Here is a 25,902-nt window from a genome sequence, read left to right as displayed (position 1 = left end):
TGCAATTTTAATACTTTATATGAAAGAATTTTAATTTTGAACCTTGGGCGAAGAGGAAAACCATTGCCACGTGTTGAAAAAAGAATTTAGAAAAATTTTCTTGTCTGGTCGATTTCGTTGTCTCTCGTTCGTTGCTTATATAAAGGGAAATCACTTAAGGAGGAGATTCACGATGAGATTCATGAGGATCGTCTAATTAACAACTGATTCTGAGGCTGGCGTCATGCCAAGTCACAACGAAAAGGAACGAGAATTACTCTTGACGCGCGCTTCCGATTGCGCCGTAGAATAAAACAAGATACGAGAGGGGAAGTACAAATGAGCCAAGAAGTTACCGATTTTATTGAGAAAGTCAAAGAGCTTTGGCAAGTTCAGCTGTGCAAGGAATTGCGCCAAATCGTCCACAACGCTATTCCAGACGTTCAAGAGCGTATACAATACAACAAACCTCATTTTCTAAAAAACAAAAAATATGCAGCAGTGATCTCGAATTCGAAGGACGCTGTAAGCTTCACGATCTTCAATGCGACCGAACTGGAACTCCCTGAAGGAATGTTCGAAGGCCCTCCAGAACGGAAGACGATCAAGTTCCGCAGCGGCCAGCAAGTGGATGACGTCATGCTCACCCATTTAATAAAACAAGCCTCCAGTACCCTATAAGTCAAACGCCGCCCTTAAATGGGCGGTTTTATATTTTGAAAAGAAGAATATCCATGTTCATGGTAAATTCGAAAGACCACAAGGAGGTTGATGCGCTTAATGCAGCGTGTATGGTCAAATCTTATGGCAGTGGCGCATGGAGGAATCTTGATATAAGGAAGACCATTGATAAACAGAAGTTTCATCATTTGAAGATTTGGGTATATAAGCTATGTTTTTGAAATATAAACGTCAACATGTAACAAGTTGAAAGGTGAGGGGCGTCATGGATTTTCCAATCAATATCCTGCTCGTAGATGATCACCCGGAAAATCTGATTGCCATTGAAGCAGTTCTTAGCGATGAGCCTTATCGTCTGGTTCGGGCGTATTCCGGGATGGAAGCTCTGCGCTGTTTATTGGAAGAGGAGTTTGCGGTGATTGTAATGGATGTGCAAATGCCGGAAATGGACGGTTTTGAGACAGCCAGAATCATCCGTACCCGGGAAAAAACCAAATACGTGCCGATCATCTTCCTGACTGCCACCAGCAATACTATGGAGCATATTTTCGCAGGGTATTCCGCCGGTGCAATGGATTATATGACGAAACCCTTTGTCCCGCAAATCTTCAAATCCAAAATTGAGGGTTACGTCAATATGTACGAAGCCAACCAAACCCTTCAGATTCAAAGCGAAATGTTGAAGAAACAAACGAGACAAATGGAGAAAACCAATCAAGCGCTCAGTAAGGCCAAGGAATCGGCTGAAATTGCCTCCCGAGTGAAATCGGAATTTCTGGCCATGATGAGTCATGAAATCCGGACACCTCTAAATGGAATCATTGGTATGTCTGATCTGCTTCTTGCCTCCGATTTACCTGAAGAATACACGGAGATGGCAGGAATTATCCACAAAAGCGGCAATGCACTGCTATCTGTAATCAACCATATTCTTGATTTTTCCAAAATCGAATCGGGAAAGATGGAACTGGAGGAGGAACCGTTCTCCCTTCAGCAATGCTTGAATGAGACTATTGATTTGTTTACGGCCCAGACTAGAGAACGGCATCTGGAAATGGCAGTGATGGTTGATCCTATGTTGCCGTCCTGTATCAAAGGCGATATGAACCGCCTGCGTCAGGTATTGAATAATCTTGTAGGCAATGCCGTGAAATTTACGCCTGAAGGCAGTGTATACATAATGGTTAACAAGCTAGCGGAGACGGAGAATTCGCTTACGCTTGAATTTATGATCAAAGATACCGGGATCGGTATCCCTCAGGATAAGATAAACGAAATGTTCCAGCCATTCTCCCAGCTCGATGCCTCAACCACACGCAAGTTCGGCGGTACAGGGCTCGGATTATCCATTAGTAAAGCTCTGGTCGAGCTCATGGGCGGCACGATTTGGGTAGAACCCTCGAACGATCCCGGGGCAACATTCATTTTCACAATTGTTGTCAAGCCATGTCTGAGCCCATATCCTGCCGCTCCTGCATCGGACGATCCGTTTCAAAAGCCGGAGGAAAAGGATATTATGATTATCTGTGATCCTGCAGCACCGATTCGTATATTAGTCGCAGAGGGAGATCACGTAAGCGGGAGGCTCATGATACAAATGCTGCGGACACTCGGCTTCACCGCCGATTTGGCAGAGAACAGCACAGAGCTGCAGGAAGCTGCCGGGCAAATGGCTTACGATCTGCTTTTCCTTGACACGCGAATACCAATGAATGTAGATTCCGGGACTGAAAAGGAAATGATTACGAATGTTATGAATAAGCATCCTGTGACCATTGGCATGACAGCGGACATTTCCAAGGAAACGATGCGGTGGTGCTTGTCCTCGGGTATGGACGATTTTATCACCAAGCCCATTCGGTTGAATGATATCAAGCAGGTTATTCTAAAATATATGATGCAAAAGGGGCAGGGTTGAGAATATGAAGGATCAAAATCAATTTAGTGAAAAAAACGATGATCAAATAGATGCCGGTGAACTGCTCAATGCCTTGATGGCAATGAAAAAAGGCAACTTTTCCTATAGAATGCCCTATGACCGCACAGGTATTGCGGGTAAGGTAGCGGATACGTTTAATGAGATCATGGACATTCAGGAAGGACTGGTATATGAAGTACAGACTGTAGCCAAGGTTGTCGGTAAAGAAGGCAATCTGTCGAAAAGGTTTGTACAGAAAAATCTGGGCGGATCATGGGAGACGATCACGGATTCGCTCAACGGACTGGTCATTGATCTGATTCAACCTACAAGCGAGATGGTTCGGGTAATTAACGCAGTGGCCAAAGGCGATCTGTCCCAAAAGGTGGAACTGGAAATCGAAGGAAGACCGCTCACCGGTGAGTTCCAGAGAACGGCAAGTAATATTAATATGATGGTGAACCAGCTCAGTACCTTTGCTTCGGAGGTTACCCGTGTGGCGCGCGAGGTGGGTACGGAGGGGATCTTAGGCGGACAGGCAGACGTCAAAGGTGTATCTGGAACATGGAAGGATCTTACAGATAGTGTAAATTACATGGCCACAAATCTTACGGATCAAGTGCGTAACATCGCGGCTGTAACTACTGCCGTGGCCAACGGGGATCTGTCGAAGCAAATTACGGTAAATGCACGGGGGGAAATCCTTGAGCTCAAAAATACGATCAACACCATGGTGGACCAGCTCTCGATGTTCTCTTCCGAGGTGACCCGTGTGGCGCGCGAGGTGGGTACAGAAGGCAAACTAGGTGGGCAGGCAGACGTTAAGGATGTATCGGGGACTTGGCGGGATTTGACCGAAAGTGTTAACTACATGGCCTCCAACCTGACCAACCAAGTGCGTAATATTGCTGTTGTAACCACTGCGGTTGCAAATGGCGATCTATCGAAGAAAATTACAGCGGATGTTCAAGGAGAAATCCTGGAACTCAAGAATACAATCAACACGATGGTGGATCAATTGTCGACCTTTGCTTCCGAGGTTACCCGGATGGCGCGCGAAGTCGGTACGGAAGGGATACTCGGCGGGCAGGCGGATGTAAAAGGCGTATCCGGAACCTGGCGCGATTTGACTGAAAGTGTTAACTACATGGCTTCTAACCTTACTAACCAGGTGCGTAACATCGCAGAGGTGACGACCGCTGTTGCTAAGGGGGACTTATCGAAGACGATTACCGTAGATGCTAAAGGCGAGATCCTCCAATTAAAAAGCACGATCAACATCATGGTGGATCAGCTCAGCAACTTTGCCTCCGAGGTTACCCGTGTAGCGCGGGAGGTTTCCACAGAAGGAATTCTGGGCGGTCAAGCAGATGTTAAAGGGGTATCAGGCACGTGGAAGGACTTGACAGACAGCGTTAACTTTATGGCCGGCACGTTGACTGATCAGGTGCGCAATATTGCTGAAGTGACCACAGCGGTGGCAAAAGGCGACCTGTCCAAACAGATTACGGTGAATGCGACAGGCGAGATACTGGAGCTTAAGAACACCATTAACACAATGGTAGAGCAACTCTCAACCTTTGCTTCAGAGGTTACGCGGGTGGCGCGGGAAGTAGGTACCGAAGGCATGCTGGGCGGACAAGCCCAAGTTAAAGGCGTTGCGGGAACCTGGCGGGATTTGACCGAGAGTGTTAACTATATGGCTTCCAACTTGACCAACCAGGTGCGCAACATCGCGGTCGTGACCACTGCGGTGGCGAACGGTGATCTGTCTAAGAAGATCACGGCAGATGTGCAAGGAGAAATTCTGGAGCTCAAAAATACAATCAATACGATGGTGGACCAGCTTTCGATGTTCTCCTCAGAGGTTACGCGGGTGGCACGTGAGGTGGGTACGGACGGGAAATTGGGCGGTCAAGCTCAGGTTAAAGGAGTCGGCGGGACCTGGAAAGACTTGACGGAAGGCGTTAATAACATGGCCCGGAATCTGACGGACCAGGTGCGGAACATTGCAGACGTCACGACGGCGGTAGCTAAGGGCGATCTGTCTAAGAAAATCACTGTAGACGTAAAGGGTGAGATTCTGGAGCTCAAGAATACGATCAATACCATGGTGGATCAGCTCTCCACCTTTGCTTCCGAGGTTACCAGGGTAGCGCGTGAGGTAGGTACTGATGGAAAACTGGGCGCCCAGGCTGAAGTCAAAGATGTATCCGGCACGTGGAAAGACTTGACGGATACGGTCAACTACATGGCCAGTAACCTGACCATCCAGATGCGTAACATTGCTGGGGTTACAACAGCAGTAGCGAACGGAGACCTGTCCAAGAAAATCACTGTAGACGTAAAAGGCGAACTGTTGGAACTGAAGAACACGATCAACACGATGGTGGATCAACTGAATTCCTTCGCCTCCGAAGTAACGCGGGTGGCGCGAGAAGTAGGTACAGACGGGAAGCTGGGCGGACAAGCCCAGGTGCGAGGTGTCGGAGGGATCTGGAAAGACCTCACAGATAACGTTAATATTATGGCGACCAACCTTACGGATCAGGTGCGCGGAATTGCTAAGGTCGTAACTGCGGTTGCGAACGGTAACCTGAAGCAGAAGCTGACCGTAGAAGCAAAAGGCGAAATCGCCGAACTGACGGATACCATCAATAATATGATCGATACTCTGGCTACCTTTGCAGATCAGGTTACTACTGTGGCGCGTGAAGTAGGTGCAGAAGGGAAGCTGGGCGGACAAGCGAATGTCCCTGGAGCAGCCGGTACCTGGCGCGATCTGACCGACAACGTTAACTATATGGCGAGTACACTGACCACTCAGGTACGTGCCATCACTAACGTCGCAACAGCGGTAACGAATGGCGATCTGTCGCGTGCTATTGACGTATCTGCATCCGGAGAAGTCGCGACGCTTAAAGACAACATTAACGAAATGATCCGGAATCTGAAGGAGACGACCCGAATCAATACGGAGCAGGACTGGCTCAAAACCAATCTCGCCAAATTCTCACGACTGCTGCAAGGACAAAGAGATTTGTATGCGGTAAGCCGTATGATTCTGTCCGAACTGGCTCCGCTTGTCTCCATGCAGCACGGTGTTTTCTATATCAATGAACCGTCTGGCGGCGAACCGGTGCTGAAGCTGTTTGCCAGCTATGCTTACCAGAGCCGCAAACATTTAGCGAACGAATTCCGGGCCGGGCAAGGATTGGTAGGTCAATGTCTCATTGAGAAACAGCGGATTCTGCTTACCAATGTTCCAGGTGACTACGTTGTGATATCCTCCGCTCTAGGAGAAGCTACACCGCTCAACATTATTTTGCTGCCGATTATCTTTGAAGATCAGGTACTTGCGATTCTTGAACTGGCAACCTTCCGGCCATACAGTGATATAGATATTGCATTCCTGGATCAGCTTACCGAGTCTATTGGAATTGTAATTAACACGATGCAAGCGAACCAACGTACGGAAGAGCTGCTGATTCAATCGCAGTCTCTCACCGAGGAGCTCCAGAAGCAGCAGATGGAGCTGCGGAATACGAATGATGAACTCGAGGATAAAGCGAAGCTGCTCGTACTGCAGAAGGCGGAAGTGGAGAGCAAGAACCATGAAGTTGAGGTGGCCAAACGATACCTGGAGGAGAAAGCGGAACAGCTTGCTCTCACATCCAAGTATAAGTCCGAATTCTTGGCCAATATGTCGCACGAACTTCGTACTCCTCTCAATTCCTTGCTGCTATTGGCTGAACAGCTTGCCGAGAATCCGGAGGCCAATCTTAACGATATCCAAGTGAAGTTCGCAAAGACTATTCAAGACTCGGGATTCGAATTACTTAACCTTATTAATGATATCCTGGATCTGTCGAAAGTCGAATCTGGCACGATTACACCTGATTTCAGTGTGGTTTCTTTGGCTGAACTCACAGATGGTCTAGACCGTACTTTCCGCCATATGGTCGATGCTAAGAAGCTCGAATATCGAATCCAGCTTGAAGCCGGTGTACCGGCAAGTGTTGAAACGGACTTCAAACGACTTCAGCAAATCCTGAAAAATTTACTATCCAATGCCTTTAAGTTCACGGAACAAGGTCAGATCATGCTTCAGATCCGCAAAGCAAGCGAAGGCTGGCACCCGGACAATGAGTCGCTGAATCGTGCCAAAACGGTCATTTGCTTCTCCGTAAGCGACACGGGGATCGGCATCCCTCATGAAAAACAACAGATCATATTCGAAGCCTTCCAACAGGCGGACGGCAGCACGAACCGGGAATATGGCGGAACCGGTTTGGGGCTTGCCATATCACGTGAAATTGCCGAGATGCTTGGGGGAGAAATCACCCTGTACAGTGAAGTGGGCAAGGGAAGTGTATTTAACCTGTACCTTCCAACAGAAGCGGAATTCACAGAGCCGGAGACCCGGAAGGCACATGTTCCGGAAGTGATTGATATCACCCCTCCAAAACGCAGAAGCAGCATGGCCACACCCGAAGAAGACGCATTGATTGACGACCGGGATAATATCGAGCCGGGTGATCGTGTATTCCTGATTATTGAGGATGATCAAAAGTTCAATGAGATTATTCTCGACCTTCTCCATAAACGAGGGCTCAAAGGTGTCATTACGGCCAGCGGCTATGATGCCCTGGAACTTGTTCATAAGTACCATCCGATCGCTATCACGCTGGATCTGCATCTGGGTGGGGATAGCAACGGTTGGTTGGTGCTCGAGCAGCTGAAGAACGATATCGATGTGCGGCATATTCCGATTTGTGTCATGACTGTTGACGAGGATGAGGTGCTTCTGCTGCAGAAGGGGGTTCACGATTATTTCCGGAAACCGGTGAATAACGAAGAGCTTGAGAATGCACTGGATCGATTGAACCAATTTGCTGACAAAAAAGGGCGTAACCTGTTGTTGGTCGTCCATGATGAGCAAGAGCGCAAGCAAATCATTGAACTTTTAAGCAATCAGGATCTGAAGCTCACGGCAGTAGACACAGGGCGCAAAGCTTTGAACCAGATGAATACCAAAGATTTCGATTGTGTAATCCTGGATAATAGCCTGCCGGATATGAATCTCATTAGGCTCATCCGGGACATGTATAAGAACGCCAAAAACAAAAGGGTACCCGTAGTAGCCCGTCTGAGCAAGAAGTTGACGGCGGAGGAGGAAAACGAGTGGGATGAGCTCGTTAAAATGGCGGTTCTCAAGGAGGTTAAGTCAAATGTCCAATTGATTGACGAAACTACCCTCTTCCTGCACCTCAAGGCCGAGGACCTGCCGTCCGGCTTAAAGGACAAGCTGGTAAAACTATATCATTCGGATGAAATGATTGAGTATAAGAAAGTGCTTGTTGTAGATGATGATATCCGGAACATTTTTGCCCTTACCTCGATCTTGGAGCGTCACCATATGAAAGTCATTCCTGCGGAGAACGGCCAGGATGCGATCAATCTCCTGGAACAGACTCCGGATATCGAAATCGTGCTCATGGATATCATGATGCCAGGAATGGATGGTTATGAAACAACCCGGGCGATCCGGCAAAAGGCGGAATTCCAGAACCTTCCGATTCTTGCACTCACGGCAAAAGCCATGAAGGGAGACCGGGAGCTATGCATCGAAGCAGGCTGCTCCGATTACATCACCAAACCGGTCAACAGTGCTCATTTGTTATCCATGATGCGCACATGGCTGGACCAATGACCCGTACGGTCTAACCTCTAATTTTAATGGAGACCCATAAGAAGGGACACTTAGAAAAAGTGCCCTTCTTGTGGGTCTTTTTGGGTTTGAACGGAATTACTACACATATTCCTTGCTCAGCAGCAGATTTCATTGCTCACGGGGATGCACGGAAATATGGTTCGAAGGTAAGCTTAAGTTGCAGGTAAGAAAGGAGGATGGGATGTGGAAGAGATTCCATTCGTAACACAGCATATCTGGTCACCGGCTGAACTGGGCGGGGGCGGTTATATTACAGGGCTGATTCAGCATCCATCTAGAAGCGGAGTGCTATACGCCCGTTGCGATGTGGCGGGCGTCTTCGCCAGCACCGACGGCGGCTTCCGCTGGGAAGCCCGAAATGGCGGACTCTCGAAGGCGTATCACCACCAGGTGCAAAGCTTTGCTATTAGTCCGCATCATCCTGAGGTATTGTTCCGCTGCTCGGGGGAAGTTCGCAGCCATCAATTTTACGGCTCGGTTCACAAATCAGGCGATGGCGGGCACACCTGGAGAGAGGTTTGTACAGATATGGGCTTTTACGGTAATGGTCCTACCCGGATGTACGGTGAAATCATCGCGGTAGATCCTTATCACCCAGAAGTTGTGATTGCTGGTGGTTATACTGGCGGCTTATGGATCAGCCGGGATGAAGGGGAGACCTGGAAGCCATCTCCGCTGCCGGAGGAACGGTTCGGGTGTGTCGTATTCCATCCAGGTATACCTGGATTACTGTATGCAGGAACCATAAGTGATGAAGATCTTAATATGGATTATGTGGAGACAGGGGAGGGCGGAGTGTTGGGACTGCTTCAGGACCTGCCCCGCGGCAAGACTGGTAAGCTCTATGCCAGCAGTGACCAAGGCAAGTCTTGGGTGCTTCTGCATGAAGGCCCAAGCTTTGCCGAGCTTGCCTTCGACAGCCGTGACACCAAGCGGGTGCGTGCTGCTTGCATATGGAATGGCATCCTGCAGAGCCACGATGGCGGCGGGACATGGCAGTCTGACATGACAGGGCTGCTCCAGGGCAGGCAGAGATACGGAACGGTTGTACAGGACAACCATCATCCGCACCTGTGGTATACGGCCCCGGATGTCCGGCCTCATATGAAGACGGTTCCGCCGATTCCGTTGTATGTATCCGGTCTGGACAGTGGCGATACTGAAGAGTGGCAGCTCCTCCGTCAGTATAAGGATCAGGATTTGAGCGGGTTCCCTGTATATATGGATCACTTCGACAGCGGTTCGCGGGCAGAGGCGACAGGCTGGGCGATCTCCAAAATCATTGTCGACTACTTCTGCGAAGGCCGTCTCTATCTGACCAACTGGTATGGAGTTGCCGTCAGCGCAGATAGAGGAAGAACTTGGCAGGCAGCTCACTTTCAGGGCCTGGAGACGACATGTATGGAAGCTGTTACCGCCGATCCGCATGAGCCGGGCAAGTTCTGTGTTACGATGGCTGACCACCCGCCCAAGATCACTGTAGATGGAGGCAGAAACTTTTGGAATCTCCCTGGCATTCCCGGTTATTCGGGAAGTACGGCAGCTGTAATCCTGCGAACATCTTCTCAGCACTATCTCTACGGACTTGTCGGTCATGGGCGTACTGCATGCATTGCATTAAGCCGGGACAATGGAGCGACCGCTTCAGCTGTGCTCACGCTGGGACAGGGTCTGTTTGTGCAGGCTTTGCGGGAGGACGGTGTGGAGACGGGCACCTGTTATGCCTATATCGATGGCCCGATTGCATCGGGAGCCGGAATCTATTGTTCCAAGGATGGCGGGGTGACCTGGGAGCAGACTGCTTTTCGTCCTCCCGTATACATGACAGAATTACCTCATCTGAAGAACTGGGTTGAAGCCGACCTGCTGTCTGTAGTGGTCTATCAGGTCAAAAATGCCTGCGGGGCTAATCAGCTGCTGGCAGCAAGCCCCATACAAAAGGGCCGGATACTGGTTGGTGAATGGACAGAGGGAATCTGGGAATCACAGGATGGTGGAGACACCTGGGAATCGATCGGGAAAGGTCTTCCATTTCAGCGGAGAGGTCCGGTGTCGGTATTGAACACTGTAGCCTATTCTCCAAGTGACCCAGATTCGATATATGCCGGTTTCATTACAGAAGGACTATGGCTTACTACCAATGCAGGGCAGTCCTGGAGCAAGCTATATCCTGCTGAGGCGGACCAGGCTTTTAATGTATCTGCACTAACTGTGGGGAGTGGAGACGGTGGAGAGGATCTGTTAATCCTTGCCTGTGAACCCATGGTCATGAATGGTACGGAGTCTCAAGTGGTCTGCAGCCGGGATGGCGGAGGTCACTGGGAGGCTTGGAATCAGACAGAACTGGGGGCGGTCCGCTGGAAAGGAATCACTCTTGATGCTGCGGGAAAACAGGTGCTCAGCGTATCCTGCGGCAATGGAGCTTATCGTACACCCCTTATGGACAAAATATAATTCGGCACAAAAGCCGGACATCGTTGCTGCAGCATAGTTTTCGTTGCTGCTGTACCTTGTTGAGCTTTATGGAAAACGCTTACATTGGAGGTGCCGGACGACGTCCTTGTCGTAATTCCACCGGCTATAAGTGAGTGGGGGCCTGATTGAAGTGGTACCACGTATGAGGGGGAAATGGTTCCATGGTTGGCTGGCCGTAGTTCTGATAGTTGCATTAATTTTCGTCCCTAGTGCTACAGTGCGGGGGGCTGGCGAGAATCTGCTGGGTAATCCCGGGTTTGAAGCGGGAGATACGCTCTGGGAGAAGTGGGGAAGTCCGGTGGTGACAACCGCCGAGAAGCATGGAGGCTCAAATAGCCTTTGGGTCAAGCGAAGTACAGGAGGGGCATCAGCGTCAGTTGCAGTACAGCAGGGTAAAACCTACCGGGTCGGATTATGGGTTAAGTTTGCCGCAGCAGGTGTCACTAACGCGACGATTGATATGGACATTTTTGGCACGAAGCAATCGAAGGAGCAGCTTCATTTCTCAGGCTCGACAGAATGGGAATACCGGCAGCTCCTGTATACGCCGGGGCCAGGTGTGCAGTATATCCGCTTGTCCTTCTGGAACGCCACGAGCAAAGACTATTATATCGACGACGGTATCATTCGGGAGAATGTGGATATCGAACGCCCCACAACTCCTGGTGCATGGCAGGCACAGCATGACTCCAAAGCACTGAAGCTAACCTGGGCGGGGTCCACGGATGATATGGGAGTGGATTCCTACCAGATTTTTTACAAAAGAACAGATGCTGCTGACTGGAATACCGCGGTTATCCCTCATCAGCAATCCGTTACACAGTACACGTATACCCTCAATAATCTGGATCCTTTTTCAGTGTATGCGATTATGCTGAGGGCCAAGGATATAGCGGGCAACACCTCTGATGCCGTGATGGGACTGGAGGCTACACCGGGATATAATCAGGTACCTAACGGAGGATTGGAGACGGGGTATCTTCTGCCTTGGATTAGAACAGGGACCGTACAAACGACAACTTATGATCCCTATTCAGGAATGTATGCGATGAAGCTGATGAATTCCTCTACTGTCAAAACGCCTATTATACTCTCGAACAATAGTGCTTCCTATCTGGTTTCTTTTTGGAGCAAATTCAATACGATACCGCCGGGAACCTTCACAGTAACCATGGATGTCTATCAAGGGTTCTCTGTAAATTCTTATCCGCTCTATACTAACGCCACAGCAGCCTGGTCCCGTTCGGAGCAGCAGATTCAGACCGGCAACGGATGGGCTGGCCTGCAGCTCCGGGCTGGTAATTGGAGCGGAGGGGATATGTATCTGGATCAGGTATTTATCGGCAAGATGCCAGTAATTCCGACTGACCTTAGCCCAACTGCACCTGCGGGTTTCAAGGCGGGAACAATAGACGGGGTATCTGCAGAGCTGGAGTGGGCATCATCCACAGGACCCTTTGGCGTGAGAGAGTATAAGCTGCTCTATAAAAAAACCTCTGACACCAGCTGGAGCAGCCTGACAATTCCTTATGTTTCCGGACAATCCATGTATGCTTACAAGCTGGAAGGCTTATCCCCGGAGAGTGTATATGATATTGAAGTTAAAGCAGTTAGTGAAGGGACGGCTATTTCCGCTGCAAGTACTCTTCAGTTGACGACTACCCGGATGTTTCCGGTGAACCCAAATGCATCTGAGGCTGCGTCTGCGCTTCTCGACAGCCTCTATGCTACGATGGGGAATGCTATCTTTACGGGCCAACACAATTATTACGAAGAGCCTGCAAAATGGTATGACAAGGCGGCAGAGCTGACGGGTTATTATCCGGCATTATGGGGCTCGGATTTTGCCTATTATACCGGGGAAGATATGGGCGAAGTGCGCCAATCCATGATTGACGAGGCGATTCGTCAAGGCCACGCCGGAACCATTGTGACTCTCACCTATCACCAGACCCGGCCCATGGACCCCGCCACCTCCGGCTGGGAGAGTGTGACGGGTGATGTGACAGAAACCCAAATGACAGAGATCGTCACTCCGGGCACTGTGCTGTACAATCAGTGGGCCGCCCAGGTAGATGAGATCGCAGGATATCTGAAGCAGCTGCAGGATGAAGGTATTCCGGTATTGTGGCGGCCGTATCACGAGATGAATGCTGAATTTTTCTGGTGGGGCGCAAGACCTGAGCTGTTCAGGCAGCTATGGCACAATATGTACGACCGCTTAACGAATCTGCATGGTCTGAATAATCTGATCTGGGTGTGGAGCCCGAATGCGGAGAGCTCCTGGGCGTATGACTCAACCCCCTATTATCCCGGTCACGATGCTGTGGATGTGCTGGCTATGGACATCTATAACAACGATTACCGTGACACCTATTACAACAAACTACTGAAGCTCAGCGGAGGACGGCCTATTGCCATCGGAGAAAATGGCGAGCTACCGGATATGCAGATGCTGCGGGATAAACAGCCAAAATATGTGTACTTCATGACCTGGTCCCAATATTTAACCGACAAAAATTCGATTAGCGGCATTCAGGCGCTCTATAACGATCCACGGGCGTTAAAGAACGGAGAAACCGGAAACGGCCCGTTTATTCCGCCTCCGGTAGACTTCTATGTAATCGATGATTTCGAATCCTACGGTGGTTCGAATACAAGCCTGCGTTCCAAATGGCAGCGCAATGTCTCCGGCAATGCCGCAACCGTAACACTGGATACGTATCAGCTGAACGGTGGTACCTACGGGCTCAAGCTGGACTATACCGTCGGCAATCCCGGTTACGCAGGTGTCTATCGCAGCATGGGTAAGGAATGGCCTGGTATGGAGGCGATCAGCTTCTGGCTGCAGCCGGATGGCTCGAACCGCCAGTTGGCTGTGCAATTTCATGAGACGAACGGAGAGGTCTGGGAAGCCAGTATCAAGATTGAAGGCACGGCTCCAAGGCTTGTAACGATTCCCTTTACGGACTTTGCAAGGCCCGGTTGGTCTACTGGTGGCAATGGAGTTATTGATTTGGGCTCGATTAAAGAGTTCGCCTTCTATGTAGCTCAGGGTAGTGGAACCCAGGGCAGCGGGACGATCTATTTTGATGATGTAAAGGCAATTAAGCTGTAAATAATCATCATTGCTGAACCACACATTTCGTTGGCCACGGTACTGGTGCCTCCTTCCTGATCTGAATAAGATTAAGGTGTAGAGCACAGAAACAGGAAGGATGACTAACGTGGAAATCGAACGAAAGGTCATTACCAGGGCGAAAGGAAAGCCAGTATCCTGGTGGAGCAGGTGGATCAGGCAGTGGGATATTCAGCTGATGGTTGTACCCGCAATGCTGTTTATCTTCGTCTTCAGCTATCTGCCCATGTATGGGGTATTGATGGCGTTCCAGGATTATCAGCTGTTCGGCGGTTTTTTTCATAGTCCATGGGTAGGGCTGAAGCATTTTGAGGCCTTCTTCAATTCGCCCGACTTCTGGACGGTAATGCGTAACACGATAGTAATTAGCCTGCTGAAGCTGTGTATCGGGTTTCCGGCTCCGATCCTGCTGGCGCTGATGCTTAATGAGGTCCGGCGCATGCTGTTCAAGCGGATCATCCAGACCGTCAGCTATCTGCCGCATTTTCTATCCTGGGTAATCGTAGGCGGGTTCGTAGGCTCGATGCTTTCGACCGATAATGGAAGCGTTAACATGCTGCTTATGAATCTCCATCTTACCACGGAGCCCATCAGCTTCCTGTCGGTGCCAGAGTATTTCTGGGGGATTCTGGTGGGAACAGGCATCTGGAAGGAGATGGGGTTCGCGGCTATCGTCTATCTGGCGGCAATTTCCGGAATTGATCCGCATCTCTATGAAGCCGCTTCCATTGATGGTGCAGGAAGATTCAAGCAGATCCAGCTGATTACGTTACCCTGCATCCGGCCGGTCATCATTATCTTCCTCATTCTGGCTGTGGGCAACATTTTGAATGCCGGATTCGAAGATATCCTGATCTTAGCTACCAATCCGATCCTGCGTGATGTATCCGACGTGATTGATACGTATGTCTACCGCATGGGGATTTTGAACAACCGTTTCTCTTATGCGGCGGCAGCGGGACTATTCAAGGCGATCGTAAGTATCGGACTTCTTGCCCTAGCGAACAAGGCAGCGAGAAAAATGGGTTCAAGTCTATGGTGAGCACAAGTGAATTACAACAAATTCGGAGAAGGAAGGCGGGGAGCAGGTTATGATGAAGCTGTCGGCGGGAGACAAAATCCTTCAAGTCATTATCTATGCACTGCTTCTGCTGCTGGGTTTCATCACCCTGTACCCTTTCTGGAATTCACTTGTGATCTCCTTCAATATGGGGTCGGACACGGCACTTGGCGGAATAACGTTCTGGCCGCGAAGTCCTACGCTGGATAATTACGAGGTCGTGTTCCGGGATAGCCGCATCGGCCATGCATTTCTGATCTCCATCATGCGCACCATCGTAGGCACCACCTTATCGGTCATGTTCACCGCCATATTGGCCTATGGCCTCTCCCGGAATGAACTGATGGGCCGCAAAGTATATATGGTATTCTGCATCATAACGATGTACTTCAGCGGTGGACTGATTCCAACCTTTCTCCTGCTGCGCGAATTTGGCATGATGGATACCTTCTGGGTACTGGTTATTCCAGGGATGATCAGTGTTTATAACATGATTATATTCCGGACTTTCTTTTTGGGGCTGCCGGCGGGACTGGTTGAATCGGCGCGGATTGACGGCTGCAACCATATCGGTGTACTGATCCGCATCATTATTCCCATCTCTGGTCCTGTCGTGGCAACCCTGTCCTTGTTTACAGCCGTGTACCACTGGAATGACTGGTTCTCGGCCAGCATTTATATTAACAATCCAGATCTGATCCCGATTCAGACCCTGCTGAAGCAGATCCTGAATTCCAATATTGTGACGGATCAGCTTCAGAAAGCTATAGGCAGCAGTGCAGCAGCGCAGGACCGTCTAGCGCTCGTACAGTCGGTCACCAGTAAATCGCTGATCATGGCAACGACCATGGTTGCTACACTGCCGATCATTATGGTCTACCCTTTTTTACAAAAATATTTCGTGAAAGGTGTATTAATCGGCTCGCTTAAAGAGTAAAGAATGAACATTAGAGAGGGGTTGCTCATTTGAAGTCCAAGAAGAGTTTTCCGCTGCTGAGTGTTGCATTATGTTCGGTGCTTATGATTGCCGGTTGTGGAGGGGGGAACAATACTGCGGCGCCATCCGCCGATCCTACCAAAGCACCTGCGGCAACAGAGACAACAGCGGCAAGTGCAATTCCCGAAGCAACAGCTGCAGGTGTCGGAAGCACGGTCAAACCTGTCTCCTTTACGTATTACAGTAATTACGATTGGGATACCACGGAACAGTGGGGCAGGGATTCCACAACCAAATGGATTGCTGATACCCTGAAGGTCCAAATGACTCCGGTTCAGTCCAGCGGCGCTGCCGAGACCAAGTTCAGCACAATGATTGCCTCAGGCAGTCTGCCTGATGTCATTATGATGGACCGGGGTGCAAATGTGGAGCGGCTTCGTCAGCCCGGGCTGCTGGTACCCTTTGACGATTATCTGGACCGTTACCCTAATCTGAAAAAGAACGCCGGTGAAGCCACACTGAACATGCTGCGCTCGGAAGACGGCAAGCTCTACCAGTTCCCTAACTGGTATACGTCAAGCCCGAACGGCAACGGCGGGTGGATCATTAACCGCAAAATATATAAGGAACTGGGTTCACCAAAACTGGAAACCTACGATGATCTGTACGCTTACCTGAAGCAGGTGAAGGAGAAATATCCCGATGTGGTGCCGCTTGAGGTAGGAGCCAAGGGCCGTGGAATCGATACGATGTATGGTGGATTTGCTGAAAATAAACCGTATCTGCCCAAAGCGAATCCGGTAGGCAATACGCTGGAATCGATTTTTGAGGATCAGGTATTTATCGAGAATATGCAGTACGCCAGCAAGCTTTTCCGTGAAAAGCTGATCACTCAAGACCTGTTCACCCAGACGGGTGACCAGATATCCGAGAAGCTCAAAACCGGCCGCGTAGCTGTCTATGTGGATGGTGATGTGGTGAATCCTGGACGGGGAGCAGATACCGCGCTCAGAACGACGGACCCCGATGCCGGATATGATATCATCTGGCCAATTCACAAAGCGGGCCTGGATGCAGCCAAAATCACACCAAACAATTACAATTCACTAGGCTGGAACGTGCTGGTCATCACGAAGAATGCCAAAGACCCGGAAGCGATCTTCTCTTATCTTGACTGGGTAACCAGCGAAGAAGGACAGCGGATTCTGAACTTCGGCCGGCAGGGACTCTACTGGGATGAGTATGATGCAGACGGCGTTCCTATTCTGAACGAGGCAGGTCTGAATACTCCGCAGGGAGACAAGGACAAGGAAAGAATCGGCCGTTTCAACTGGGTTGGCAACACGACCTTTATTGACCAGACCAAAGCCAAGATGGATGCGCAGCTTCCGCCCGACAAGCAGAATTGGACTACACTGGCCCAGCAGAAGGTGACCTGGAAGACCTCCAAGAACTTTACGGAGTTCGTGAATCTGGATCCGCTGCCGGACTCGGAAGAAGGAACCATTGCCACGGCGGTAAATGATATTTACCAGGAGGTTTTTGCCAAAACCCTGTATGCAAAAAGCGATGACGAAGTCATCAGCCTCTTAAATAAAGCGAATGAGGATGCGAAGAAAGCAGGCTATGAGAAGCTTCTGAAATTCCAAACCGGGAAATGGCAGGACAATCTGAGCAAGATGAAATAACACTAGAGCCATCCTAAGCCGTGGGGTATACTGAATCCAAGTGTACCCCCTTTTTACAATTATATGGTATTATCCGCAAGCACAGGTCGCCTGGGTGCAGATTGAATTCTGATTGTGAGGGTGATATGGGATGTACAAGGTGCTGCTGGTCGACGATGAGCTGCTGGATCTGGAGGGACTGCAGCGCTTCATGAACTGGGAAGGTCTTGGCATGGAGGTGTGTGCTGCCGCATGCAGCGGCTTTGAAGCCTTGGAGGTGCTGGAGTCGCAGACTGTGGATATTATGGTCACCGATATCAGAATGCCGATCATGTCAGGAATGGAGCTTGCCCGCAGAGCCCTTGAGCTGAACCCGAAGCTGAAGATTATATTTGTCAGCGGCTATGAGGATTTTCAATATGCCAAGCAGGCTATATCCATGAGCGCGTCCGGTTATGTGTTGAAGCCTGTGGATGATGAAGATCTGCGCAGATCACTTGAAGAGGTCCGGGAAAGTCTGGACCGCGAGCAGGAGCACAACTATTTGGAGCGGTATTTCTCCGAATCTGAGCCACTTCTGCGAAGGGAATTGTTCATACAGCTGATTGACGGAACCCCGGATGAAGAAAAGATATTGTCTCTCCTTCACCGAGTGGGGATCAACTGGAGTGGAGTGAGACTGTACGCGGCGCTGCTCGAACCCGATGATATGTCCTGGAAGCTGAACGGCTACAGTGACGGGGCCAAGGCAGAGATAGAGAACAGGCTAGAGCTGTCAATCGAGCGGTATTGTTCCGAAGAACAGATACAAGCGTGCAGAACGGAACGGTTCCATTATGCGCTGATTCTGGAGGAAGGTGTGGGCCACGAAAGACTCCGCAGGCTGACCCAACAGGCGGCGGACGGAACACCGCTGACGATAACCATCGGTGTGGGTCCTACCGTTAGCCATCTGTGTGAGCTGCGTGATTCTTTCCAGCAGGCAAGGAATGCGCTAGGACTGAAGTTGTTCCTGGGCAAAGGCAAGCTGATTCTCCATTCCGATGCCAGAGGGCCGATCTCGGCCTCCGCTAAGGACCTAGACAGCATCCTGCAAGCTTTATTTGCGGCGATGTCCTCTTATCGTCTGGTCGATGTGGATGACTGCAACGAAGAGCTGTTCGTATGGGTGGGCAATATGGAGACCAAGCTGGAGATTTACCAGCTTTTTCTGCACATTATCTCCAAGCTGGATGCATATCTGCATACGATCAATGAGGATTTTTATGAGCTGCTGGGGCTGGAACGCAAGCATCTCAATATTTTATATGACCTTGAGACCATTGAGGATATGAAATCCTGGCTCCGCCGCCGGATGTTCGAGTTATCCGAGCGCCTGCAGCGCAAACGCCAGGGGAAGAAACGCAAGCTTGTAGAGGAGATTCAGGCGTACATTGAAGAGCATCTGGAGCATAATGTCATGCTACGGGATGCAGCCAATTACTTTTCTTTTTCGCCTAACCATCTAGGTCAGATCTTCTATGAAGAGACCGGAGTGTATTTCTCCGATTATGTGGGGCAGCGGAGGCTGGAGCGGGTCAAGGTATTGCTTGGTGATCCAAAACTGAAGGTCTATGAAGCCGCAAACAGAGTGGGTTATAAAAATCTTTCCCATTTCAGCAAGCAGTTCAAGGAATTTTATGGTGTGAGCCCTGGCGATTACAGGAGACATCTGTGACATGCGGCGCATGGGGAATATTCCTTTTGGATACAAGCTCATTCTGCCTTATGTACTCTGCCTGCTGATTGCCGTATTGACGGTTGGCTTGTTCGCTTACACCCATTCTGTGAATTCCCTACGTGAAAAAACACGGGAGAATCTTCAAGGTACCCTGAGGCAAATGCGCGATAATATCCGTTACCGCACAGATGATCTCGAACGGATCTCGAACAGTCTCTACTACAATTACAGTCTGCAAAATGCACTGCGCCGCTATGATCAGGGCTGGTACAGCTATGAGACTATGACGAAGACCCTCATGCCGGCGCTCGAAAATCTGCTGAATTATACAGCCAGCAACATTGGCCTGTCCCTGTATCTTCAGAACGAATCACTGCCTGAGGTGTTCTATAAGGATGGAGGGCAGAATCCACTGCTCTCAACCAAACGCTACGAGATCTATCATCTGCAGCGGATACAAGATGCGGATTGGTACCGCATGCTGGAATTCCCAGGCACCCTCCCGGGTCTCAGCCACTGGCAGCAGATACTCCGCGATAAGGAGGACAACAATATCTCGCTGCTGCAGCGTCTGGACGATGTACAGCGCGGCAAGAAGATCGGACTCGTCCGGGTGACGGTGCAGATTAAGGATCTGCTGGACTCGGTGGATTATCGTAAAATCGGTGAATACAGCACGCTTGTCGTGCTTGACGACAGCGGAAGAATCGTGCTGAAGTCCTCGCCGGAAGATCCGGAAGGGGGGAGCATCCAGTCCGGTCCCGGACGGCTTGTTCTTAGTGAATCCCTGCACGGTCTGGGCTGGCAGCTGCAAGCCTACATTCCGGATAGCTTGTTCGATCAGAGCGCGAATGAAGTCCGCCGGATGACCCTGCTGGTCTGTCTGGTCAGCGCCTTCATTCTGGCAGTGCTGGGGATTTGGGTATCCGGTTACTTTTCACGGAGGATTCAGAAGATCGTGGGATCGCTCAATGCTTTTCATGACGGGGATTTCCACAAAAGAATCCGCTTCAAAGGCAATGACGAGCTGGCTCAAATCGCTACCGCTTTCAATCGGATGGGCAGCAATATGGAAGAACTGATCCACAAAAATTACGTTGCCGATCTGCAGAAAAAGGAAGCAGAGCTGGAGTCGCTGCAGGCGCAGATCAATCCCCATTTCCTCTACAATACTCTCTCCTCCATCAATCGTCTCGCGCAATTCGGCGATATCGATAAACTGCATATTATGGTCCAAGAGCTGGCGAAATTCTACAGGCTTAGTCTGAACCGCGGAGAAATCCTGACCACCGTGGGTAATGAAATAGGACATGCTAAAGCTTATGTGGCAATCCAGTGTATCAAATACGGTGAACGGCTTAGTGTATATTATGACATCGACCCGGAAGTTCTGGAGTATGCCACGGTCAAGTTGATACTCCAGCCGCTGATTGAAAATGCGCTCGAGCATGCTTGGTTCGGAACGACTCTAGGTATCCGGCTTATCGCAGAGAAAAGGGATACGGAGATTGTGTTCAAGGTGATTGATAATGGCGTTGGCATGAATTCGGAGATCATCCGGCAGATTATGGACCCCGAAGGCCCCCGCATTGGCTATGGCATACGTAATGTGGATTCCCGGATCAAGCTGCATCATGGCAGCAGCTACGGTGTAACCATCGCCAGCCGGCCAGGGATCGGGGCGTGTATACAGATTTCGATTCCGTGCCGGATGTAACCTGTAATCATTCAGGCGGTCCCAACCGGCTACAAAGGAGCTTTGAAGCTATTGAAGATCATACTAAGCAATGGCTGTGAAATGAGGCTGGAGGGTAAGACAGGCGCTTTTACCGTCTCGCTCTTTACTGCTAGTGAAGAAGTCTCTGAGACAGGAGTTCATTATGTCCGTCTTGTTATGGATGCCTTAAATCCGGAGGTTCCCCCTGAATTATCCCTGAAATGGAGCTGCGCAGCAGTGGATGTGCAAGGTCTCTGGCATCCATCGGTAGAGCGGAGCCGCGGACTGATCCCTGATTGGTGGCAGGGCTTCCCCTCAAGGTCTACTTCCTCTGCGCCGGTCATTAGTCTCTATGGGAACCGGGGGAATAATGTTCTTACCTTTGCCTGTTCGGATGTTCTGAACCCTGTGGTTCTGCATACAGGTCTGCATGAAGAAACATCCTGCTTTCATTGTTCCGTGACACTCTTTGCAGAATCTAGCCCGCCAGTGGACCATCTTGAGATCACCCTGAGGCTGGATTCCCGCAGTCATCCATATTATGAAGCATTGAAGGGGGTGACAGAATGGTGGGCCGGACTACCCGGATGTGACCCTTCACCCGTGCCGGAAGCGGCCAGGGAACCGATGTATTCGACATGGTACAGCTTTCATCAACAGCTAACACCTGATGCAGTGGAAGCCGAGTGCCGGGCAGCAGCTGCAGTGGGCTGCAAGACGGTTATCGTGGATGACGGTTGGCAGACCTCAGATGCAACCAGAGGTTATGCCTACTGCGGAGACTGGAGGGAGAGTACAGAAAAAATCCCTGATCTGAAGGCGCATGTAGCCCGGATTCATAAGTATGGGATGAAATTCATGCTATGGTACGCGGTTCCATTCATCGGGAAGCATAGTCAGGCCTGGGCGAGGTTTGAGAATAAATTGCTGTATGTGAATGATGCGTTTGGAGCCGGGGTTGCCGATCCCCGTTACCCGGAAGTGCGGGAATATTTGACCGGAATCTATGAGCAGGCGGTTCTGGAGTGGGATCTGGACGGGTTTAAACTGGATTTCATCGACAGTTTCTATACCTCAGAGGATAAGTCACCTAAGTATGGGCATGACACCAGTTCGGTGCCGGAAGCGGTAGATAAGCTTATGAGTGGAATCATCTCCCGTCTGCGGCAGCTGAAACCGGATATTCTGATCGAATTCCGCCAGAACTACATTGGACCGCTGTTGCGCAAATACGGGAATATGTTCCGGGCAGGGGATTGTCCGAATGACGCGCTTCAGAACCGGATCAAGACAATCGATATCCGGTTGATATGCGGAACCACTGCAGCGCATTCTGACATGTTGATGTGGAATACGCAGGAGTCTTCAGCATCGGCAGCACTTCAGTTTATCAATGTGCTGTTTGCTGTCCCGCAGATTTCAGTCAGAATCGAACGTCTGCCGGAGGACCATGTCACCATGCTGGCGTTCTGGTTATCCTTCTGGCGAGAACACAGGGAGGTATTGCTGGATGGCCGCCTGGAGCCGCAGCATCCTGAGCTGTTGTATCCGCTGGTGATAGCCCGCACCACCCAGAAGTGGGTATTTGCGGCTTACCTTGATACTGTTATTTCCGTAACCGGGGATTTACCAGGGCTGGTGATTATCGTCAATGGTACGCTGCTCACCCGGTTGGTGCTGGAGCTGGACCGTGACTCGGGTCCACTGGATATCAGTGTCCGTGATTGTCACGGAACAGTGACTGCAGATTACCAGCTGAACTGGAGCAGCGGGGTACACGCGCTGGATGTGCCATCGGCTGGTGTAATTACACTGCGTCCAGTCCGCAAAAACGAATAGACTTATGAGGGATATCTACTCCTCAGTTTCAGCATTACTGTAGCTGGCTCTGAGCTTGATTAGCTAAATACAACGTGCAATAGGCGCCGCTACCGAGTTTATTCGGTAACGTGGCTATTGTCCGCCCAAGCCTGTTTGAAATCGAAAAAAACGGCACAAATGCCGTTGTAGGAGCGCCTTAAGCTGCTTATCCCGAAAACAACGGCAGAAATACCGTTGTTGGAGCGCTTTAGCCTGGATCGCCCGAAAACAACGGTAGAAATGCTGTTGTTGAAGCGCCTTAGGCTGCTTAGCCCGAAAACAACGGCAGAAATACCGTTGTAGGAGCACCTGCCTACCTGATGGGTCTGGAGGAAAGGAGGGATTTTATAAAAATTTTTCCAAATAGGAAAAAGCCACTTTCTGGCTCGACTTATTGGATCAGTTCTGCTGTCGGTGCTGGGGGATGTGCTTGTGAAGGCTTTTGGAGTGGCTTATAGGAGACGTAGGTCCGCACAGTGAAAAGACGCCGCTTTAATAGAAGATAGCGGCGTCTTTATAAAGGATAGGTCACTGTTGTTCCTGCTTAGGCACTGTAGTGATCATCCAAAGAATGCCAAACTTATCCTGAACATGTCCGAAGAGTGCTCCCCAGAATGCTGGGTTCAATGCTTCCTTAACCACGCCGCCCTCCGCAAGATTGTCAAAGGCTTGACGGGCTTCAGCTTCTTCCGCGAATTCCAGGTTCAAATTGACCGTATTGCCATAACTAACCGGTTCTAAGACTGAATCGGACATCATAAAGTGGACCCCGGCAGCCATAAAGCTAAGGTTAATCACTTTGTCCTTCAAATCCTCACTTGCGTTTGGCAAGTCTCCGTGTCTGGTAATGGAATTCATTTTGCCGCCAAGCGCCTGAATGTAGAACTCCGCTTGAGCTTTAGCATCCTCTGACATCAGATAAGCTGTAAAATTAGCCATGTGAACAACATCCTTTCCAGGGATAAGGTTTGGTTCTGACATGTTCATTGTAACAAATCACTTCAGCCGCATTTCTTATGGATTGCTGTATTGTTCTGTACAGAACTCAAGCTTTCTATACCCCTGAATAGGCCATGAATCCGCCGTCTACCGGTACTGTAATTCCCGTAACAAAACCCGACATCTCTTCGTCCGCCAACCAGAGCAAGGTACCGAGAAGGTCCTCCGGCTTCCCGAAGCGGCGCATCGGAGTCTGAGAGATGATCTTGTCTGATCGTTCGGTCAGTCCTCCGTCATCACGGAGCAGGAGCTTCTCATTCTGCTTCGTGAGGAAGAAGCCTGGTGCAATGGCATTAACCCGAATCCCGGACTCTGCCAGATGGACAGCCAGCCATTGGGTGAAGTTGTTAATCCCAGCCTTCGCAGCACTGTATGCAGGTACTTTGGTCATTGGCGACGCGGCACTCATGGAAGAGATGTTAATCACGGTTGCACCTGAACGCCCAAGCATTTGCCTGGCAAATAGTTGGGTAGGTATAAGTGTGCCAATCAGATTGAGGTCCATGACCTGACGGAAGCCGGATGCAGATAGATCGAAGAAGGAGGTGATCTCCGGATTCTCCAGATCTCCATCTGCCAGTATTTCCTTCGTTGTAATGGCGGACGGCTGATTTCCCCCAGCCCCATTAATTAAAAGATCGCATGGCCCCCAATGCTTCAGAACCTCAGCTGCAGCAAGGCTAACGCTGCTTTCATCCGTTACATCACAAGCTACTGAATAGGCTTGTCCTCCTGCTTCATTAATCTCGGCAGCAAGCGAGTTTCCCTTTTCCACCGTGCGGTTCAGTATAGCTACCTTGGCGCCCTGGCGCCCTAATTCATGTGCCATGACAGCACACAAGACACCCGCTCCTCCAGTAATAACAGCAATCTTGCCTGCAAGCGCAGGCTGCAGTGCTAATCGAGCCATGAATGGCACTTCCTCTCTGCAGGGTACAGCGCTATCGCGCAGCCCAGGATGAATTCTTTTGCAGCATAACTTCTTGCACATGACTTCAAAGATCTATCCGCTTTCCGTGTCATTTGTATATACATTCATTAATCTTAAAGTGAAACAGTGGCCAGGTATTTATCGGGTGCTGCTCCTGTAGGCCGAGGGGGAGACCCCGGTTGTTTTTTTGAAATACTTAGAGAAGTGGGCCAGCTCCATTCCAACCTGTTCGGCGATATCAGAGATGCTGAAGCCGGTATAGGACAGCTGTTTTTTGGCGAGCTCCATCCGTTTGAGCTGTACATAGTGCATCGGGGTGACGCCCATGAACTTTTTGAAATAAGGAATAAAATAATTGGGATGCAGATGCACTTGATCTGCCAGTTCTTCGATCTCAAGCGGATGTTTCAGACGCCGGTCAATGTATTCCAGCACATGCGCGAGTTTGCCCTGGTCACTGGTATGCAGCAGCTCATTCAGGAAATCCGAGTAGCCGCCGGCCTCCATGCACAACGCCATAAGATTAAGCAGTGCCGCTTGCACACGGATTGTGGAGAGAAAGCTGTCATCTTGAAAGTGAGTGATCATCTCGGTAAAAACTTCCCGAACAGCATCGGGATCGGCAGCATCGCTGATATACAGCTTATTAGCGGAATGAAACAGCGGCCACTCCCCGATGTGGGCATCGAAATGGCAATAGTACCGGGCATATGGGTGGTCTGGCGAAGTTTCTGTGGTCTGAATGGAACCGGCAGGCATTATCATTAATTGCCCTGGTCTTGGATAATAAGCAACACCATTAATAATCACTTTACCTTCCCCGCTGTCAATAAAATAAAGCCGGTTGAAAGAAGGCGTCTCGTTCGTGCGGTTCCAGCCCGGGTACCTGGTACTGAGCTGGGCATGAGTGACAGTAACGTTCAAATTCTGAAGCAGTCGTCCTGTCATATTTCCTAATCGATCCATAGGGCCACTCCTTAATAGAGGGATAACTTTAGTATACCGCTTTCATTTAACTAATACATCTTAATTATATACAAATACTCCTTAATTCCAGTCATGTTCACACCTGATGATTAAGGTTA

The 25,902-nt window shown here is 50.0% G+C and carries 14 protein-coding genes; 11 read left to right on the top strand and 3 right to left on the bottom strand.

Annotated elements, in window-relative coordinates; all coding sequences use genetic code 11:
* Positions 1-318: 318 nt before the first annotated feature.
* The 11 genes from ACAN54_RS07760 to ACAN54_RS07710 all read left to right on the top strand — a co-directional run bounded on the left by ACAN54_RS07760 (position 319) and on the right by ACAN54_RS07710 (position 22,866).
* Complete coding sequence (locus ACAN54_RS07760) at positions 319-660, top strand: DUF1801 domain-containing protein (protein ID WP_379152697.1); 342 nt, start codon at positions 319-321, stop codon at positions 658-660.
* 265 nt (positions 661-925) lie between these two features.
* On the top strand, positions 926-2,578 hold the full coding sequence (locus ACAN54_RS07755) for a response regulator (RefSeq protein WP_379152695.1): 1,653 nt from the start codon (positions 926-928) through the stop codon (positions 2,576-2,578).
* Between the two features lie 4 nt (positions 2,579-2,582).
* Complete coding sequence (locus tag ACAN54_RS07750) at positions 2,583-8,291, top strand: HAMP domain-containing protein (RefSeq protein ID WP_379152693.1); 5,709 nt, start codon at positions 2,583-2,585, stop codon at positions 8,289-8,291.
* Between the two features lie 204 nt (positions 8,292-8,495).
* Positions 8,496-10,766, top strand: coding sequence for a hypothetical protein (locus tag ACAN54_RS07745; protein WP_379152691.1), 2,271 nt, complete (start codon positions 8,496-8,498; stop codon positions 10,764-10,766).
* 163 nt (positions 10,767-10,929) lie between these two features.
* On the top strand, positions 10,930-13,905 hold the full coding sequence (locus tag ACAN54_RS07740; protein WP_379152689.1) for a glycosyl hydrolase: 2,976 nt from the start codon (positions 10,930-10,932) through the stop codon (positions 13,903-13,905).
* A gap of 199 nt (positions 13,906-14,104) precedes the next feature.
* Entirely contained in the window at positions 14,105-14,968 is an 864-nt protein-coding gene (locus tag ACAN54_RS07735) for an ABC transporter permease (protein ID WP_379154151.1), read from the top strand.
* Positions 14,969-15,017: 49 nt separating this feature from the next.
* A complete protein-coding gene (locus ACAN54_RS07730) occupies positions 15,018-15,923 on the top strand; it encodes a carbohydrate ABC transporter permease (RefSeq protein ID WP_379152687.1) in 906 nt (301 codons plus the stop codon).
* 83 nt (positions 15,924-16,006) lie between these two features.
* Positions 16,007-17,611, top strand: a complete 1,605-nt coding sequence (locus ACAN54_RS07725; RefSeq protein ID WP_379154149.1) for an extracellular solute-binding protein — start codon at positions 16,007-16,009, stop codon at positions 17,609-17,611.
* A gap of 130 nt (positions 17,612-17,741) precedes the next feature.
* Positions 17,742-19,307 carry a response regulator transcription factor gene (locus ACAN54_RS07720; protein ID WP_379152684.1) on the top strand — a complete coding sequence of 522 codons (1,566 nt, stop codon included), beginning with the start codon at positions 17,742-17,744 and terminating at the stop codon, positions 19,305-19,307.
* 1 nt (position 19,308) lies between these two features.
* Positions 19,309-21,027, top strand: a complete 1,719-nt coding sequence (locus tag ACAN54_RS07715) for a cache domain-containing sensor histidine kinase (RefSeq protein ID WP_379152681.1) — start codon at positions 19,309-19,311, stop codon at positions 21,025-21,027.
* A gap of 51 nt (positions 21,028-21,078) precedes the next feature.
* Positions 21,079-22,866: a glycoside hydrolase family 36 protein gene (locus ACAN54_RS07710; protein WP_379152679.1), complete on the top strand. Its 1,788-nt coding sequence runs from the start codon at positions 21,079-21,081 to the stop codon at positions 22,864-22,866.
* A gap of 549 nt (positions 22,867-23,415) precedes the next feature.
* On the opposite strand, the gene ACAN54_RS07705 is transcribed toward ACAN54_RS07710, so the two are convergent.
* The 3 genes from ACAN54_RS07705 to ACAN54_RS07695 form a co-directional block, all read right to left on the bottom strand.
* Positions 23,416-23,826 carry a VOC family protein gene (locus ACAN54_RS07705; RefSeq protein WP_379152677.1) on the bottom strand — a complete coding sequence of 137 codons (411 nt, stop codon included), beginning with the start codon at positions 23,824-23,826 and terminating at the stop codon, positions 23,416-23,418.
* 115 nt (positions 23,827-23,941) lie between these two features.
* Positions 23,942-24,796, bottom strand: a complete 855-nt coding sequence (locus tag ACAN54_RS07700; protein WP_379152675.1) for an SDR family oxidoreductase — start codon at positions 24,794-24,796, stop codon at positions 23,942-23,944.
* Positions 24,797-24,955: 159 nt separating this feature from the next.
* Positions 24,956-25,783: a helix-turn-helix domain-containing protein gene (locus ACAN54_RS07695; RefSeq protein WP_379152673.1), complete on the bottom strand. Its 828-nt coding sequence runs from the start codon at positions 25,781-25,783 to the stop codon at positions 24,956-24,958.
* Positions 25,784-25,902: the final 119 nt, after the last annotated feature.

It is taken from the genome of Paenibacillus diazotrophicus (assembly GCF_042610465.1).
Note: the sequence above shows the minus strand (reverse complement) of the source record. Positions and strands in the feature narration are given on the sequence as shown.

Excerpts from the sequence above, each read along its gene's own strand:
- ACAN54_RS07735 (WP_379154151.1), top strand. The coding sequence starts at position 14,105 with ATGGTTGTACCCGCAATGCTGTTTATCTTCGTCTTCAGCTATCTGCCC.
- ACAN54_RS07730 (WP_379152687.1), top strand. The coding sequence starts at position 15,018 with ATGATGAAGCTGTCGGCGGGAGACAAAATCCTTCAAGTCATTATCTAT.
- ACAN54_RS07705 (WP_379152677.1), bottom strand. The coding sequence starts at position 23,826 with ATGGCTAATTTTACAGCTTATCTGATGTCAGAGGATGCTAAAGCTCAA.
- ACAN54_RS07755 (WP_379152695.1), top strand. The coding sequence starts at position 926 with ATGGATTTTCCAATCAATATCCTGCTCGTAGATGATCACCCGGAAAAT.
- ACAN54_RS07715 (WP_379152681.1), top strand. The coding sequence starts at position 19,309 with ATGCGGCGCATGGGGAATATTCCTTTTGGATACAAGCTCATTCTGCCT.
- ACAN54_RS07700 (WP_379152675.1), bottom strand. The coding sequence starts at position 24,796 with ATGGCTCGATTAGCACTGCAGCCTGCGCTTGCAGGCAAGATTGCTGTT.
- ACAN54_RS07740 (WP_379152689.1), top strand. The coding sequence starts at position 10,930 with ATGAGGGGGAAATGGTTCCATGGTTGGCTGGCCGTAGTTCTGATAGTT.
- ACAN54_RS07750 (WP_379152693.1), top strand. The coding sequence starts at position 2,583 with ATGAAGGATCAAAATCAATTTAGTGAAAAAAACGATGATCAAATAGAT.
- ACAN54_RS07725 (WP_379154149.1), top strand. The coding sequence starts at position 16,007 with ATGATTGCCGGTTGTGGAGGGGGGAACAATACTGCGGCGCCATCCGCC.
- ACAN54_RS07720 (WP_379152684.1), top strand. The coding sequence starts at position 17,742 with ATGTACAAGGTGCTGCTGGTCGACGATGAGCTGCTGGATCTGGAGGGA.
- ACAN54_RS07760 (WP_379152697.1), top strand. The coding sequence starts at position 319 with ATGAGCCAAGAAGTTACCGATTTTATTGAGAAAGTCAAAGAGCTTTGG.
- ACAN54_RS07695 (WP_379152673.1), bottom strand. The coding sequence starts at position 25,783 with ATGGATCGATTAGGAAATATGACAGGACGACTGCTTCAGAATTTGAAC.